Origin of the sequence: Aquirhabdus parva, assembly GCF_003351745.1 — a bacterium.
Lineage (GTDB): Bacteria > Pseudomonadota > Gammaproteobacteria > Pseudomonadales > Moraxellaceae > Aquirhabdus > Aquirhabdus parva.
Window position 1 is genome coordinate 3,163,629 of sequence record NZ_CP031222.1, and the last position, 15,714, is coordinate 3,179,342.

A 15,714-nucleotide genomic window follows, 5' to 3' on the forward strand; every position below is an offset into this window, starting at 1 on the left:
AGACATGAACAAAGTAACCATTTCACCGGGTTCAGCCCGCGGCCCAGTCGATCACGATGTCCGAGATCAAATCATTGTTGCCGCTACCGAGCACTTTCGCTTGTACGGCTACGAGAAGACCACCGTCTCTGACCTTGCCAAGGCCATCGGCTTTTCCAAAGCCTATATCTACAAGTTCTTCGAGTCCAAACAGGCCATTGGTGAACTCATTTGCGCCAATTGCCTGCGTGAGATTGAAATGGATGTCACAAAAGCCATTGAGGGTGCTGATCACCCACCAGAAAAACTGCGCCGAATGTTTAAAACAGGTGTCGAGTCCAGTCTTCGTTTGTTCTTTGAAGATCGAAAGCTCTATGACATAGCCGCCTCAGCAGCCACCGAGAACTGGGAAACGGCAAGAGCCTATGAGGGTCGCATCAAGGCAATACTGCTGGATATCCTGCGTCAGGGACGTGAGAAAGAAGATTTTGAGCGCAAGACGCCGCTCGATGAGACCGTGATGGCGATATATTTGGTCATGCGCCCCTACCTTAATCCACTGCTCTTGCAGCACAATTTTGACTCCATGGATGACGCTCCAACCCAACTTTCAAGTCTCGTGCTCCGCAGCCTATCGCCATAAAAGAAGATTCAATATTGAAGTGACTATTGACAACATTGGTCACTAGTATCAAAATGGAAATCCTATAAAGTTTGACATGGGATTTCTATGCTCCGCCGTCTCGTTTTCTCTGCTGCCCTATCTGCATTGCCTCTTGCGTTGGTCTCTTGTGGCCAAAAAACGCCATCCGATCCCCGTACCGAAGCGCCGTTGGTACGTACAACGACCATTCAGGAAGCAGTTGCTACGTCACGCACGTTCACCGGAATCGTCGCCGCTCGAGTACAAAGCGATCTCGGTTTTCGGGTTTCTGGGAAGGTTTTGGAGCGACTGGTGGATACAGGGCAAGCCGTTAAGCGTGGGCAACCGCTTATGCGCATCGACCCTGTAGATCTCAAACTGACAGCCAATGCTCAGCAAGAAGCAGTCACCGCCGCGCGAGCACGAGCAAAGCAAACAGCAGAGGATGAGGCTCGCTACCGGGATCTGCGCGGAACAGGTGCAATATCAACTTCAGCCTACGACCAGATCAAAGCTGCGGCAGATGCAGCCAAAGCTCAACTCAGCGCGGCCGAAGCTCAGGCAGAAGTTGCTCGCAATGCCAGTCACTATGCAACGTTGGTGGCAGATACCGATGGCATCATCATGGAAACGCTTGCGGAACCCGGTCAAGTTGTCAGTGCGGGTCAGGTCGTAGTTCGTATAGCCCATGCTGGGAACCGCGAAGCCATCATCCAATTGCCTGAAACCTTACGCCCTCCCATTGGTTCATTTGGTCAAGCCACTCTCTTTGGCAAAGAAGGTATTACCGTTTCGACCAAACTCAGACAGCTTTCGGATGCCGCAGATCGACAAACGCGCACCTTTGAAGCCCGTTATGTGCTTAATGGAGAGCTATCCAACGCCCCACTGGGAGCTACCGTTACCATTCAGATTCCTGATGCAAATACTGCAAAAACGGACGCTTTGCGCGTCCCTATTGGTTCTCTATTTGACGCGGGCAAGGGGCCAGGAGTCTGGATAGTCGAAGGCAGTCCAGCAAAGGTTTCTTGGCATGCAGTCAAGGTTCAACGTTTGGATGATGATAGCGCTTATATCACTGGACCACTCAAACAAAGCGATCTCGTTGTCTCACTCGGTACGCACTTATTGCGCGAAGGTGAGCAAGTGCGGGTGGCGAGCCAAGCCGCTGTAGCATCGGGGGTGGGACAATGAAAGAAGGACGTTTTAATCTGTCTGCACTTGCCGTACGCGAACGCTCTATCACTTTATTTTTAATCTTCTTGATCTCGTTGGCTGGTCTTATTTCCTTCTTCAAACTTGGGCGGGCGGAAGATCCAGCATTCACGGTCAAAGTGATGACCATCATCACGGCTTGGCCAGGTGCTACCGCTCAGGAAATGCAAGACCAAGTTGCCGAAAAAATCGAAAAGCGCATGCAGGAATTGCGCTGGTATGACCGTACCGAGACCTACACTAGACCTGGTTTGGCTTTCACCACGTTGACTTTGCTCGATAGCACACCACCTGCAGAAGTGCAGGGAGAATTTTATCAAGCCAGAAAGAAGGTCAGTGATGAAGTCAATAATCTTCCTTCGGGCGTTATTGGGCCGATGGTCAATGACGAATATGCAGACGTCACCTTTGCCCTATTTGCCCTAAAGGCTAAGGGGGAACCACAGCGTTTGCTTGTACGCGACGCAGAGTCGTTACGTCAGCGGCTGCTACATGTGCCTGGTGTGAAGAAAGTTAATATTGTTGGAGAGCAGTCCGAGCGCGTATTTGTCGAATTCTCGCATGACCGACTCGCAACGCTAGGGGTCAGCCCACAAGAAGTATTTGCCGCACTTAATAGTCAGAATGTCCTAACACCGGCTGGCTCTGTGGAAACCAAGGGACCGGAGGTGTTCATTCGCCTTGACGGGGCTTTTGATGAGTTACAAAAGATCCGCGATACGCCGATCGTGGCGCAAGGCCGCACATTGAAATTATCAGACATTGCCACGGTCAAGCGCGGCTATGAAGATCCAGCAACCTTTATGATTCGCAACGACGGCGAACCAGCCCTGCTGCTTGGCATCGTCATGCGCGATGGTTGGAACGGGCTCGACCTCGGCAAGGCCCTAGATAAAGAAGTGGGAACCATTAACGCCGAAATGCCGCAAGGTATGGGGCTAACCAAGGTCACTGACCAATCCGTCAATATCAGTTCGTCAGTCAATGAATTCATGGTCAAGTTCTTCGCCGCGCTGCTAGTGGTCATGGTGGTGTGCTTTGTAAGCATGGGGTGGCGTGTTGGCATCGTGGTCGCTGCAGCTGTACCGCTCACCCTTGCGGCAGTCTTTGTGGTAATGGCCGCAACCGGTAAAAATTTCGACCGCATCACGTTGGGTTCTCTCATTCTGGGGCTGGGCCTGCTTGTAGATGATGCCATCATCGCCATCGAAATGATGGTGGTAAAGATGGAAGAGGGTTACAGCCGTATAGCCGCTTCAGCGTATGCTTGGAGCCATACTGCGGCACCAATGCTCTCGGGCACGTTGGTCACGGCTATCGGTTTTATGCCCAATGGCTTCGCTCGTTCCACTGCTGGCGAATACACGAGCAACATGTTCTGGATTGTCGGCATCGCACTGATCACGTCATGGGTTGTCGCAGTAGTATTTACACCTTATCTGGGTTTCAAACTACTGCCTGATCTAAAAAAGGTCGAAGGCGGTCATGACGCCCTCTACGATACGCCACGCTATAACCGCTTTCGCGAAGTACTGAAGCGCGTGATTGCACGCAAGTGGTTAGTCGCAGGTGCAGTCGTCGGCCTTTTCATTGTTGCTGTACTCGGCATGGCCGTCGTCAAGAAACAATTCTTCCCGATCTCCGACCGTCCCGAAGTGCTGGTCGAAGTGCAGATGCCTTATGGCACATCAATCGCTCAGACCAGTGCCACCTCAGCAAAGGTGGAGGCATGGCTGGCTAAACAGAAAGAAGCAAAGATTGTCACAGCCTATGTTGGTCAAGGTGCGCCGCGCTTCTACATGGCTATGGGGCCAGAACTGCCCGATCCATCGTTTGCAAAGATTGTGGTTCGCACAGACAACCAAGACGAGCGTGATGTGTTGAAAAACCGCTTGCGAAAGGTGATCGCCGATGGCCTCGCCCCTGAGGCACGTATACGTGTCACCCAACTCGTATTTGGTCCCTATTCACCGTTTCCTGTTGCCTACCGTGTCTCCGGGCCAGATCCAGACAAGCTACGCAAAATTGCGGCTGAAGTACAACAGGTCATGGACGCCAGTCCAATGATGCGTACAGTTAACAATGATTGGGGTACGCGTACGCCTACGTTGCACTTCACTTTACAGCAGGATCGACTACAAGCCTTAGGGTTATCTTCAAGCGCGGTGGCGCAACAACTACAGTTCTTGCTGAGCGGTGTGCCACTGACTACCGTGCGCGAAGACATTCGCACGGTGCAAGTCATAGCCCGGTCTGCAGGTGATATCCGGCTCGACCCAACCAAGATCGCAGACTTTACGCTGACCAGTGCCAGCGGACAACGCATCCCGTTATCACAGGTAGGCACGGTTGATGTGCGTATGGAAGAACCGATCATACGCCGACGTGACCGGGTACCAACGATCACTGTTCGGGGTGACATCGCCGATGGCTTGCAACCACCAGATGTATCCAGCGCAATCACTCAACAGCTAAAGCCTATTATGGATAAGCTACCGGGCGGCTACCGCATCGAAGAGGCTGGATCTATCGAAGAATCAGCCAAAGCGACGAAAGCCATGTTGCCACTGTTTCCAATCATGCTGGCGGTAACACTGCTCATCATCATCTTTCAGGTGCGCTCGATCTCAGCGATGGTTATGGTCTTTCTGACGAGCCCACTTGGACTGATCGGGGTGGTACCCACTCTGATTTTGTTCCAGCAGCCCTTCGGCATTAATGCATTGGTTGGTCTGATTGCATTGTCAGGCATCCTGATGCGCAACACCCTGATCTTAATCGGACAGATTCACCATAACAAAGAGGCGGGATTGGACCCCTTTCATGCGGTTGTCGAGGCAACTGTGCAGCGTGCCAGACCGGTAGTGTTGACTGCACTCGCTGCGATCTTGGCCTTCATCCCTCTGACCCATTCGGTGTTCTGGGGCACGCTTGCCTACACGCTCATCGGCGGCACGTTTGCAGGCACGATTCTAACCCTCGTGTTCTTGCCTGCGATGTATTCAATCTGGTTCAAGATCAAGCCCATCCAATCGGACCGTTAATGCAATTTCATCTCAATTTACCCGTAGCGAAAGGAATTGTTATGTTGAGTCCTAATGTGGTTATTCATCGGCGTAGACAGGCGATGAAGACCACCCTAAAAATAAAACCCATGAGCCGAATCACCACTCTCATGGGTGCACTCCTTCTGCTATCAATTCGGCAGATCAGCCATGCAGAACTCACAGGACTAGATGATCAGCACCTTGCTGATGTGACAGGGCAAGCCCCGATCTATACCAGCTATATCGACCCTTCCGCAGCAGGTAATGCCAGTGGGCTCGGTTTCTATACCCTTGGGATCAACGGTACCGTTTCGCTCAATGCCAATATTGAACACCTCCAGCTCGGCTGCGGCGGCGTCAATGGTCCGGGCTGTGATATTGATTTGAGTCACGTCCGTTTAAGTGGCACCACACCGGGGCCCAGTGGTACTTATGCCGACTCCGATGCCGCACTGGGCAACCCCTTCCTGCAAATTGCGATCAAGAACCCAACCTCACTGGCCAACCGTCAAGTGGTCGGAATTGCCTTGGGGGCGCAGAGCGCACAGGCCTCACTATCTATCGGTGAAAATCCCACCCCCAATGTACCCGGCACAGTCGGCGGTAGTCCAGGAGGAGAAACGGGGATCAATGTATTAAGCGGGTCATTTCAAGCCTTGGTTCAAGATTTGCGTAATCCACTGGCGATTACCTTATTGGGTATCCCGCTCGCAACAGGGAATGCCTATGTCAAGGCGACACCCACTCAGCCCAGCTTACCCAGTACGCTGATGACTCAAGAGTCCGCTAATAACGTTCAAACCGGCGCGTACTATCAATACGTTTCGGGCAGTCGAATGACGGGCGTGGACTTAGGGAAAATAACGTTGGTTGTGCCCCAACTCAGCGTGCTCTTGCCATTTATCAATATCAGTATAGCTTCCGCCAGTGCAACCTATAGTCCTATCAACCTGATCGATATGCATAACCTGAATGTCTCCAGCAATAAAAACTCAGGATTACTACTCTCACTAAATAACCAAGCCATTCTGTGGCCGCAGGTCGGCACATTGGGGATATCAACGTTTCCCACCACAGCCCAAAGTTTGGATGCCAATGGCAATGTGGCGACCAGAGGCTATAACTCCAACGGCAACGCAATTACCACTGATCAACTGATGGCGCAAAAAGGCTGGTGGTTATCTGCCCCGCAAGCCAACATCGGTGATCCCGCCAATGGCTTTATTACCACCTCCCAAGCCAACGTGGACATTGTGACGGCGGGACTGGGTCTGGTGCTGGGCAATATTCCTGTGGCGTCGGTCAATACCCGCCAGATTCCCGTGCAAAACTGCTATGGGAGTCTCAAGTTTTGTTAAAACAGCATTCCGCGCTGGCCTATCGCCAAGGACTTATCGCCCTTTTTACATTGCTTGGCATGATGCCGATCGCACAAGGCTCGATGCTTGAGCGCTGTGCGGCACCAGAATCCAACTACCCCGCATACATCCATACGATGCTGTCGCGGATCGAACGCAATCCGCAGGACTCCAATACAGCAAGCATCGCCTTTATTATGGCGGCGGCAATCACTGTGAGATATAACATCCCCGTCGATGCCGAAAAGATTAGTACTTTGCTTAGCCACGAGACTCTGGGTATTCGGCCGATCAGCATGCTGGATATCAAGCGTGTCTTTACTCAGTTAGGCTTTCAGGTCGATGCCCGTAAAACCGAACGCTCCGAGGAAGTGCTGACCTTGAGTCATCAGATCCTCATCACCCAAGACCAGCAAAAGAACTTTGTGGCGCTGATCACAGCGTCCAGCAGCTATGCTTATTTAATCTATGGGATTGTGAATCAACAGGCGCTGATCTGCCCCATTCATAAATCGGTGTTTATAAAATCGTATACCACTGAGAAGTTTTTGGTTTTGGATTAAATCTTGTTTAACCCATCAAATTAGAACGTTTGCAAATTGAGCATGATTTCGATGGTGGCTATTTTTTCAATTGTCAGATGTAAATTGAACTTGTCTTAAAAACACAACGATAACGAGGATGCATCTCATGCAAACGACTATTCGGAATCAAAGAAAGTACAGAATGTTAGCAGCCAGTGTATTTTTGGCATTCAGTGTTGCCCAAGCGGCGCTGGCTGCCGATTGGCAGATTGACCCCAGTCAAACCCATTTTCACTTTAAGACCCGCGGGCTGATACAGACTGAAGGGAGCTTTAGTCGATTTTCAGGTGCGATTAAAGGGGATGTGTTTGATCCCGCTCATTTGGAACTGACGTTTATGATACAGGCAGATAGTGCCAGTACAGGTTCAAGCATGACTGATGGCATGCTCAAGGGCAGTTCATTTTTTAATGTTGAAAAATATCCAGAAATGACATTTAAAACCACCCAAATCACTCAAGTGGATCCTGCACACTCTATGGTGCAAGGTGAGTTAACCATGGTTGGAATCACCAAGCCTCTTGCGTTTAAGGTCAATTTATCCACGCCATGGGTTGATCCGAATACACACACGATGACGATCAAAATCAGTACGTCTTTTTTACTCAATCGTAACCAATGGGGCATGAGTAGCTATGGATCTTTCGTCAATAAAAACATAGAAGTCCAAGTGGATAGTGCAATGGTTTCGAGTAATGTAGATCCCACAGTCATCGCCAAACTAACGGTGAAGCCCTAAGCCCAATACCTTATAACAAATCATAAAAATATCTTAACTTGCTCTACGTCGAGTAATTTTTTTTCGACCCTGAACCAATTGCTTTGAACTGTGCCGCATACCAAATGATTTCCATAATGCCTAATTGATCAATTGTGCGAAACCCAGTCTTAATGGGTTGAGTAATGTTCATTGTCATAAAATACATTCCTGTCCTATCAATTTATCAGGGAAGTCGTCATCTGAATGGGCTTAAATATCCAAGACGATGTCTGATTTTGCAAAGCTATTGCACAACGTAATCGAGCTATTTTCTTGACTGCTGATTTTATCATTCATCAGTGTTTGCCCACTGGTTTTCGTACAAACACAGGCTTTACATAAACCGCGTTTACAGCCTGACGGTAATGACAATCCTGCTTTTTCAGTGGCTTCTAACAAAGTAATCGTACTGTCGATGACAATTTGTCGATTACTTTTGCTCAGCATAATCGTGTACTGCATCCCATCCGATACAGCACGTTTGATTTCAGGGGTCGTAAAGCTTTCATGGTGGAACTGTTCGGCAGGAACACCTAATTGTGTGAGATATTGCTTGGCTAATTGAATGACGATCGGCGGTGAACAAACAAAATAATTATAAGCAGCGACATCCCCGAGTAACCCCTCTAGCAAATCAGAACTAAGTCGGCCTTCGATCATATCGACTGATGCATCCGTGTGTTGATCACAAATGAAATATATTTTGAGTTGTGAACGTTTCGCCAATTTCTTCAATTCAGGTTCAAAAATGACGGATTGAGGGTTGCGGTTAAAATAGAGCAAGGTTGCTGGTTTATTCGGATTCTCATGAACATGCTTTTCGATCAAGCTAATAATCGGTGTAATACCAACACCACCAGCAATATAGACAGGCGCTAACGCAGAGTCATTAGCCACAAAGCCACTGTCATTTTGTGGCAGTCCAATGAGGGTAACGATATCGCCTGCCTTGACGTGATCATTGATATGGTTCGAGATCAGACCATGATCAACGCGCTTGACGGTAATGTTCATCGTTTGTGAGTAGTTGGCATCAGAGGTTAAGCTGTATTGGCGGACATAATCCACGTTATCAATCGTAAACCTCACCGAAAGATACGCACCAGCTTCCCAGATAACCTCTTCCCATCCCTCTGGTTTTTGCAGGTGGATTGAAAGGGCTTGTCCATTCGCCTCAATACGAGTGCTCACTACTTTTGCAGGGACATTATAAAATCTGGGAGCTTTGAAGTAAGTGTAGATATCTGGTGTTTTAAACTGAAAACCATTTTTCAGTCGCTGAAACAGCTCTTTGGGTTTACGGAGTAAACTGATTGGATCAGCCACTTCTCTGTCGCCAATCGGTGGCATCCACTCAAACATCGACTTGATGATATGCTTTGTAGAATCTTCAAATGCAATCGTATTGTAGGGGAGATCATACTTCGCCAATATAGCTTTGACTTCTCCCACAATTTCACGCTGACGATTACACGGTAGGTCAGGAAATAAATGGTGTTCAAGGTGTGTGGTTAACCCACCGTAAAACACCTCAAAATCAGGTGGATTAGCAAATGACACCTCTTGATCTAGAATATTTTTAAAGTATGCATTCAGCCGGTGACTCGGCGTGAAGTTAGTCGTTCCATAAATTTGGCGAATGAAATATTGTTCTTCGGTCTCATGATCTCCCGTGTCGGCGAACAGCTTTACATTTGGGGCATGGTGTTCCAATGCTAAAATGAACGCAACAAAATCCGAACCCAATGTTGCCCCAAGGTAATTGCCAAACAGAGTGTGGAGTAAGCGGCTTGGTTTAGCAGCTAAGGGTTCTTTGATGTAATTTTTTAAAGCATGTTTTTTAACCAGTGCAATACTTTTAGTAAAAGTTGCCTTACTCAATACTTTACGCCCTTGGGTGCGTGCAGCAGACGTAGCCGTAAAGATCGTAAAGGGCAGACTACTGAATGTCGCTAACGCAAAAAACGCTGGTTGTATCGCATGATGTCCATACCAAGATTGCGATGCGAAAAAACGCATAAAGGAATAGCCGATATCATGGTCCTTTCCTACAATGTTGGTAAATGGATGATGGTTTTGATGATGCATCGTTTTCCATTCTTCAGGATCAATCAAAAAGTTCCATTCAAATTTGTCTGAATGATATTGACCCGCATTGGCGAGGTGGTTGTAGCCACCGTGCATAATGTTGTGCCCCAACTCTGAAAACTCGAGCAAGCTGTGCAACATGTATAAAATCACGCCATGTTTAAATGCATTTTTTGACTCTCCGTTTTGCAACAGCTCTAAACTTCTCGCCTTAATCGCTTTTGAATAAGCATCTATTTTTTCAATATGACGAATATCCTCATCGCCAATTTTGGCTTTGGTGCGCGCATAGAGATCATGTAGATCATCAACCAGCCCACTGCGATCAACGAACATTGCATTGATTGGAACCGCATTCATGATTTCAGTATTCAATGTGTTCATAGTCTTTCTCAAAGAGTTGGCAGTTGGAAGAAATGATTGAGAATTGGCATGAGCGGATCAGCTTCGCCCCAATAGTCTTGAGCCTGAGTACCTAGCGCTAGGCGGTTTAGTTCACCCATGAATATGTGGGCAATTGCTGCACGGATAAGATCGTGAGAATGATGTTGTCCTCCTCCTGCTTTTATGACCAGCCGCGTGATCAATCCCAACAGGTCTTGGAAAATCTTTTTAAGGGGTTCAACAACGGGTTTGGTCAGTAGCACATGTGCGACCACTGCGGAAGTACCTGGCTCATCCTTTTCGAGTTGACGCAGTGCTAAGGCGATACTACGAATGGTTTCAGCATAATTATCTTCATTGGCTTGTGCCACGCGTAGAACACGAGCGCTTGCATTATTGACCGCCTGCTCAAAGACAGCATCGAGTAGAACTTTCTTGGATCCAAAGTGATGAAGGATGGCAGTGCGAGTAAGGCCGCATCGTTTTCCGATGTCTTCAAGACGTGCGGCGTGACTTTGGTCGGCAAACTCTAAGCGCGCCGCGTTAAGAATTTTTTCAAAGGTGATGATCTCACCTTCAAATTTTCTGGGTCTAGCCATACCGGATATCGCCTTAATTAATTAACTTACTTTAAAGTAAGTTAAATTTAAAAGCAGAAGAAGTCAATCATTTTTTCAAATGAGGCGTGTTTGGCATGTTGGAAAGAGGGTATTCAAATATAAGAAAACGAATGGGGGTTGTTATGCTTGGCGGCTGCTAAGAAATGGGTTGGACTACTGACGGCAGAATGATCAGCCCACCACGACACTGGTATCGGGTTCATCCGTTATGGGAATAAAATGAGGTACTTTCAGGGGATGAGGGTGGATCCAATTAAATTCAACATGATCAAATATACTCAGCATCGAACTCAATACGATTCAGGCATATCAGCCCCTTGAGCGAATACCTCACCGCCCCGCCCGCTGCTTCGCTAACTCCTCCCGAAACCCCAGCTCCCGCTCTTTCACAAACTGCTGATACCCCACCGGATCCACAAAAGCCGTAAACCCAACTTTCTGATAGCGCGGATACTTCGCCTCCAGATCAAAGTAGCCACCATGCGCGCCAAGGAAAATATCGGTAGGTAAAGACTTCAACACCCTAAAGGTCTTTTCATAATCCGCCGCCATCTGCGGATAAACTTTGCTATCCACGAGGTTATAACCCGGATTAATCCCCGTACTACCGACGATCACCACGTTATAAGTCTTGCCTCCCTCAGTCACCTTCATCGTCCATGTGGTGCAGCCCTTGGTATGGCCGGGCGTCAGATGCGCAACGAGCTCCGTACCACCAAGCTTCACCACATCACCATCATGCAGCACCCGATCCACATGGGTTGGGGCGTACTTTGGCGTGGTGGGATCATTGCCATAGGCAAAGTCAGTCTTACCGCCCGACTCCACCACCGACACATCCTCATCCATCACCTCATACTTCGCACCCGTCAGGGTCTTGATTCGGTTACTCCCCGCATCATGATCACGGTGTGCATGGCTGATCAGCAGGATTTTGATATCCGAAAACTTAAAGCCCAGCTTCTCGACACTGGCGCGAATCTGCGGCACGGTTTCCTCCAGATTGCTATTAATCAGGATATTGCCTTGCGGTGTGGTGACGAGATAGCTTGCAAGGTCTTTACCGCCCACATAGTAGAGATTGCCTGCGATCTTGAAGGGTGGAAATGGTGCCGTCCATTCAGGTGGATTCTGGGCAGAGGCACGACCGACGCTAAGAACAGTCAAACAGAGACTGATCAGGATCATCAGTAGACGTGAACGTTTTTTTTGCATGGGGTAACACTCCAAAACGGTGAGGTGATTGTGGGGTAACAATTCGTCTATATCCACAAAATAAACGCATTAATCCTAGATACTTACATATCTTTTTATGTCATATTCGACCTCATGATTAACCCACTTTATTTTATTGAGATACCCATGATCAAGCGCCGTTTCGCGCATACATGCGTTATAGCATGTGCCCTTTTATTCGCGCAGGGGATGAATGCTGCTGCATCAACCATCACCACCACGGAGGATGCGGCCATCCAAGCATTGCAAAAAGCCGCCTCCGAAGGCGATGTCTATGCTCAGCGTGATCTGGGCTATCGCTATCGTGACGGCTTAGGCGTTGCAGCGAATCCGACCACCGCATATGAATACTTTCTACAAGCCGCGCAGCAAGGCGATCGCGATGCCATGGCTACCGTGGCAGAGATATACCGCATGGGTCAAGGCACCGAAACCAACCCCACTGAAGCTTTTAATTGGTATAAAAAAGCCGCCGAAAGCGGGGACCCGATGTCCCAATTCGCTCTAGCGCTGCTTTACAAAAGTGGCTCAGGCACAGAGGTCAACATCCCCGAAGCCATTCGTTGGTATCGCCAATCCGCCGAGCAAGGGGTTGCGGCAGCGCAATATAATTTGAGCTACATGACCGCGACAGGGCATGACCTCCCCAAAGATTATGTCGAAGCCTACTCAAGAATCATCATCGTCATCGCCTTAGCGGGTGACCGAATGTTGCTACTCACCGCCATGGCCAAGGACACGAAGTCATTTCTCGCCGCACGCATGACCAAGCCGCAAATCAAGCGCGCCAAGCTGCGCGCCGCCGCATGGCTCGCTGATCACCCACCAGCCGAGTACGCCAACATCAATGTCCAGCGCAGCGATACTACTCAAAAGACACCTTAAAGCTCATCCACACGCATGATACAAAAGCCAGCGAACCCACCTTCAAAACCAAAAAAATCGCCCAACTTCCGTCAGGCGATTTTTTTATATTGGCAGACTTCTACAGCCCTTACATGAACTTGTAAGTACCACGTAAGAAGATCACACGACCCAGCGGATCGGTATAGCGTGGATCGTAGCCCACTTGCAACTGATCTTGTTGATTGGTTGCAGGTGGGTTCTTGTTGAACAAGTTCTTCACACCCAAGGTCAGCGTTGCATTCTTAAATCCAGAATACGTACCTGACAGGTTGTAGCGCATATAAGAACCTACACTGCGATCATCCGCACCATCGGTACCGGTCAGGTTTTGATCCTTATAACCCGTTTGGAAGGTTTGTTGCAGCACTGCGCTCCAATCCCCGTTTTTCCAGTTCAGACCCGCAGTATGGCGCCAGCGAGAGATCGGATTGGTTCCAGCATAAACACCCGCTCTTTGCTCGTAAGGACCATTTTCTTCGGTTTGATACTTGTAGCTTTGTACCAAAGTACCATCCAGACTTAGGTTAAAACGACCCACTGGGGTCTCTGGCAAGCGCCAGTCAAAGCTGAAATCCACACCCGAAGTACGGCTGTTGCCCAAGTTGAAATTGGTGTTGGTCACATAGTTCAATGAACCATCGGGATTGCGGACATACAAGCCTGAATATTTTTCATAGTCATTGAAAATATCCGCTTCTGACAGCGTATCCACTTGATGCTTCAGCAGCACATTAAAGTAGTCGATCGATACCGTGACATCTTTAACCGGCTGAATCACCGTACCAAAACCATATGAACGTGAAGTCTCTGGCTTAAGATCGGTATTACCACCGGTCAATTGATACAACTGCTGTTTACAGTCACGTGACGCTACGCCGTTTGGTGCAACCACGCCGCCTGGACAGAGCACTGGATCGCTGTACTTACCAGCGGTTAAGCCACGGGTGTTTTCACTGTGCAGTTCATATAAGCTCGGTGCGCGGAAACCCGTGCTATACGAGGTACGGAACATCACTTCTTTCATCGGTTCCCAACGGAAAGACACTTTCGGATTGGTACTGCCACCGACATCGCTATAACGGTCATAACGCACCGCGAATTGCGCTTCCAAGGTTTTCAGGATTGGTACATGCAGTTCAGTAAAGACCGCACTGATGTCACGGCTGCCTTCTCTGCCATTGGCATCTTGCAGGGACAAGCCATTACTAACCGCTGTGATGTCGCGGTTGTAATCAAAGCTCATCTTCTCATGACGGTAAGAGGTTCCGAGCGCAAAGCCCACACCACCGGCTGGCAATTGGAATATTTCACGGCTGATTTTGAAGTCAGCACCGACCGAAGTCGATTTCGCATTGATAAACGTGCCTTTTAGGCCTGAAGCGGCATAGACATCTGGGTCGCCTGCCGCTTGTGGACCAAAGGGATTCAGCGTACCGTTTTCCACCGCTTGCTGGATCAAATCGCTATTCAAATAACCAGCCACTACACGGCTCTTCGCCGTAGAACGGTTCAATGCGATACCACCGTCATAGTCCCAGCCATATTGCGTGCCGTCTGCGGTGAAGAGCAAGCGATCAGCAACGTTATAGCTTTCGTCTTGGCGCACACCTGCATCCACGGTACGGAAGTTCACTGCCAAAGGTTGACCTGTAACACCATCAATGCCTGGAGTAATGCCATTGCCTGGATAGTATTTGCTTGAAGCGTTGATCGTCGTGCCAGCCCATGAAATATCCGCAGCAGAGGTATTACCCACTTCACTTTGCGCGTGGATATATTCCACACCCAACTTATTGTTCTCATCCAGCTTCAGAGTGCCTTTACCCAAAAAGCTAAACTGCTTGCTTTGCGGCACAATGTTCGCAAGTGCAGGATAGTTATAACGGCAGGTGCCATCCCCTGTTGGATTGGAGAAAGGCGGTTTACAAGTGTCACCAAAAGGATTGGCATACACTTTTGGTACCTTGCTGGTCACGTTGGCTGGGAATGAGTTACCACTGGTCGAATCCAGACCCAGATCAGGACGGATACCGCCTTGGCTGGTGAAACTGCGATCGATTGCACTGAGCGGTTGTTGTTGTTGGAAATCCACAACACCAAATACGTTATAGCCGTCGCTGTCGAGATCACCATGACCGCCAGTCAAGTTGAAATGGGTTGAGCTGCCACCACCGCTATGGGTCGGATCGCTGCCCTCTACAGAACCAATCAGACCTTGATAAGAACGCTTGGTGATAAAGTTGATTACACCAGCAACCGCATCCGCACCGTAAATCGCCGATGCACCGTCCTTAAGCACTTCGATGCGATCAAGGGCATCCAGCGGAATGATATTCAGATCAACAGCTGCACCATCATTCGGGCTGGTCGGCATACGGCGGCCATTAAGCAAAACCAGCGTATGGCTACTGCCCAGACCGCGCATGTCAGCAGCAGCGCCCACACCACCGGTACCGCCCACGTTGCTGGCGACGGTGATTTGGGTTTGCACTGCAGAAATTGAGCTTAATGCTTCAGACGCGGTGGTGATGCCGAGCTTGGCAAGATCCGCGGTTTTAATCACGGTAATGGGAGAGGTACTTTGTGCCGCAACGCCCTTAATCGATGACCCTGTCACTTCTACCCGCTGCACGGCGTCTTCTGCATACGCATGCGCAGCCATTAAACCTAACCCCACGGACACACTGCCCGTGAAGATCACTCGAAGTGATTGAGATAACCGATTTTGTTTCATTGCGATGACCGCTCCTTTGGTATAAACCTTTTCAAAAAAACAACACTACTGTCATTTTTCATTCATTATTAACCAAACGGTAACTTATATGGACTAAATGGTCAACATTAAGTGAACCAAAACTGTGCATGCAATAGACGAACGGTATGACGCATCCGTT

11 protein-coding genes and 1 pseudogene are annotated in these 15,714 nt (G+C 49.0%); 7 read left to right on the forward strand and 5 right to left on the reverse strand.

All coding sequences use genetic code 11. From position 1 onward, the window contains the following. Nucleotides 1-4: 4 nt before the first annotated feature. The 6 genes from HYN46_RS14365 (at nucleotide 5) to HYN46_RS14390 (ending at nucleotide 7,565) form a co-directional block, all read left to right on the forward strand. Complete coding sequence (locus HYN46_RS14365; RefSeq protein WP_114900025.1) at nucleotides 5-622, forward strand: TetR/AcrR family transcriptional regulator; 618 nt, start codon at nucleotides 5-7, stop codon at nucleotides 620-622. Between the two features lie 87 nt (nucleotides 623-709). Beyond that, nucleotides 710-1,816 (forward strand): efflux RND transporter periplasmic adaptor subunit, encoded by a 1,107-nt coding sequence (locus tag HYN46_RS14370; RefSeq protein ID WP_114900026.1) that lies wholly within the window; start codon nucleotides 710-712, stop codon nucleotides 1,814-1,816. Then, nucleotides 1,813-4,881 carry an efflux RND transporter permease subunit gene (locus tag HYN46_RS14375; RefSeq protein WP_114900027.1) on the forward strand — a complete coding sequence of 1,023 codons (3,069 nt, stop codon included), beginning with the start codon at nucleotides 1,813-1,815 and terminating at the stop codon, nucleotides 4,879-4,881. Before HYN46_RS14370 ends, HYN46_RS14375 begins: the two co-directional genes overlap by 4 nt. A gap of 41 nt (nucleotides 4,882-4,922) precedes the next feature. Continuing rightward, complete coding sequence (locus tag HYN46_RS14380) at nucleotides 4,923-6,242, forward strand: hypothetical protein (protein ID WP_162818229.1); 1,320 nt, start codon at nucleotides 4,923-4,925, stop codon at nucleotides 6,240-6,242. Continuing rightward, nucleotides 6,236-6,805, forward strand: a complete 570-nt coding sequence (locus tag HYN46_RS14385) for a hypothetical protein (protein WP_114900029.1) — start codon at nucleotides 6,236-6,238, stop codon at nucleotides 6,803-6,805. Before HYN46_RS14380 ends, HYN46_RS14385 begins: the two co-directional genes overlap by 7 nt. A 163-nt stretch (nucleotides 6,806-6,968) precedes the next feature. Further along, complete coding sequence (locus HYN46_RS14390) at nucleotides 6,969-7,565, forward strand: YceI family protein (protein WP_162818230.1); 597 nt, start codon at nucleotides 6,969-6,971, stop codon at nucleotides 7,563-7,565. 55 nt (nucleotides 7,566-7,620) lie between these two features. Here HYN46_RS14390 and HYN46_RS17620 read toward each other — a convergent pair. From HYN46_RS17620 to bla, 4 genes and pseudogenes are all read right to left on the reverse strand, one after another. Then, nucleotides 7,621-7,725: pseudogene (locus tag HYN46_RS17620) on the reverse strand (hypothetical protein); the annotation flags it as partial. Nucleotides 7,726-7,796: 71 nt separating this feature from the next. Next, complete coding sequence (locus tag HYN46_RS14395) at nucleotides 7,797-10,058, reverse strand: fatty acid desaturase (protein ID WP_228254822.1); 2,262 nt, start codon at nucleotides 10,056-10,058, stop codon at nucleotides 7,797-7,799. Between the two features lie 8 nt (nucleotides 10,059-10,066). Beyond that, on the reverse strand, nucleotides 10,067-10,657 hold the full coding sequence (locus HYN46_RS14400; protein ID WP_114900031.1) for a TetR/AcrR family transcriptional regulator: 591 nt from the start codon (nucleotides 10,655-10,657) through the stop codon (nucleotides 10,067-10,069). A gap of 351 nt (nucleotides 10,658-11,008) precedes the next feature. After that, nucleotides 11,009-11,869, reverse strand: a complete 861-nt coding sequence (gene bla / locus HYN46_RS14405) for a subclass B3 metallo-beta-lactamase (protein WP_407640805.1) — start codon at nucleotides 11,867-11,869, stop codon at nucleotides 11,009-11,011. Between the two features lie 171 nt (nucleotides 11,870-12,040). Between bla and HYN46_RS14410 the strand changes: the two genes are divergently transcribed. Next, the gene (locus HYN46_RS14410) at nucleotides 12,041-12,799 is read left to right on the forward strand and encodes a tetratricopeptide repeat protein (protein WP_162818231.1); all 759 of its coding nucleotides are present in this window, start codon (nucleotides 12,041-12,043) and stop codon (nucleotides 12,797-12,799) included. A 109-nt stretch (nucleotides 12,800-12,908) separates the two neighbouring features. On the opposite strand, the gene HYN46_RS14415 is transcribed toward HYN46_RS14410, so the two are convergent. Continuing rightward, nucleotides 12,909-15,554 carry a TonB-dependent receptor plug domain-containing protein gene (locus HYN46_RS14415; protein WP_114900033.1) on the reverse strand — a complete coding sequence of 882 codons (2,646 nt, stop codon included), beginning with the start codon at nucleotides 15,552-15,554 and terminating at the stop codon, nucleotides 12,909-12,911. Between the last annotated feature and the right edge of the window lie 160 nt (nucleotides 15,555-15,714).

Coding starts and splice junctions, on each gene's coding strand:
- HYN46_RS14365 (WP_114900025.1), top strand. CDS start 5: ATGAACAAAGTAACCATTTCACCGGGTTCAGCCCGCGGCCCAGTCGAT.
- HYN46_RS14370 (WP_114900026.1), top strand. CDS start 710: ATGCTCCGCCGTCTCGTTTTCTCTGCTGCCCTATCTGCATTGCCTCTT.
- HYN46_RS14375 (WP_114900027.1), top strand. CDS start 1,813: ATGAAAGAAGGACGTTTTAATCTGTCTGCACTTGCCGTACGCGAACGC.
- HYN46_RS14380 (WP_162818229.1), top strand. CDS start 4,923: ATGTTGAGTCCTAATGTGGTTATTCATCGGCGTAGACAGGCGATGAAG.
- HYN46_RS14390 (WP_162818230.1), top strand. CDS start 6,969: ATGTTAGCAGCCAGTGTATTTTTGGCATTCAGTGTTGCCCAAGCGGCG.
- HYN46_RS14395 (WP_228254822.1), bottom strand. CDS start 10,058: ATGAACACATTGAATACTGAAATCATGAATGCGGTTCCAATCAATGCA.
- HYN46_RS14400 (WP_114900031.1), bottom strand. CDS start 10,657: ATGGCTAGACCCAGAAAATTTGAAGGTGAGATCATCACCTTTGAAAAA.
- HYN46_RS14410 (WP_162818231.1), top strand. CDS start 12,041: ATGATCAAGCGCCGTTTCGCGCATACATGCGTTATAGCATGTGCCCTT.
- HYN46_RS14415 (WP_114900033.1), bottom strand. CDS start 15,554: ATGAAACAAAATCGGTTATCTCAATCACTTCGAGTGATCTTCACGGGC.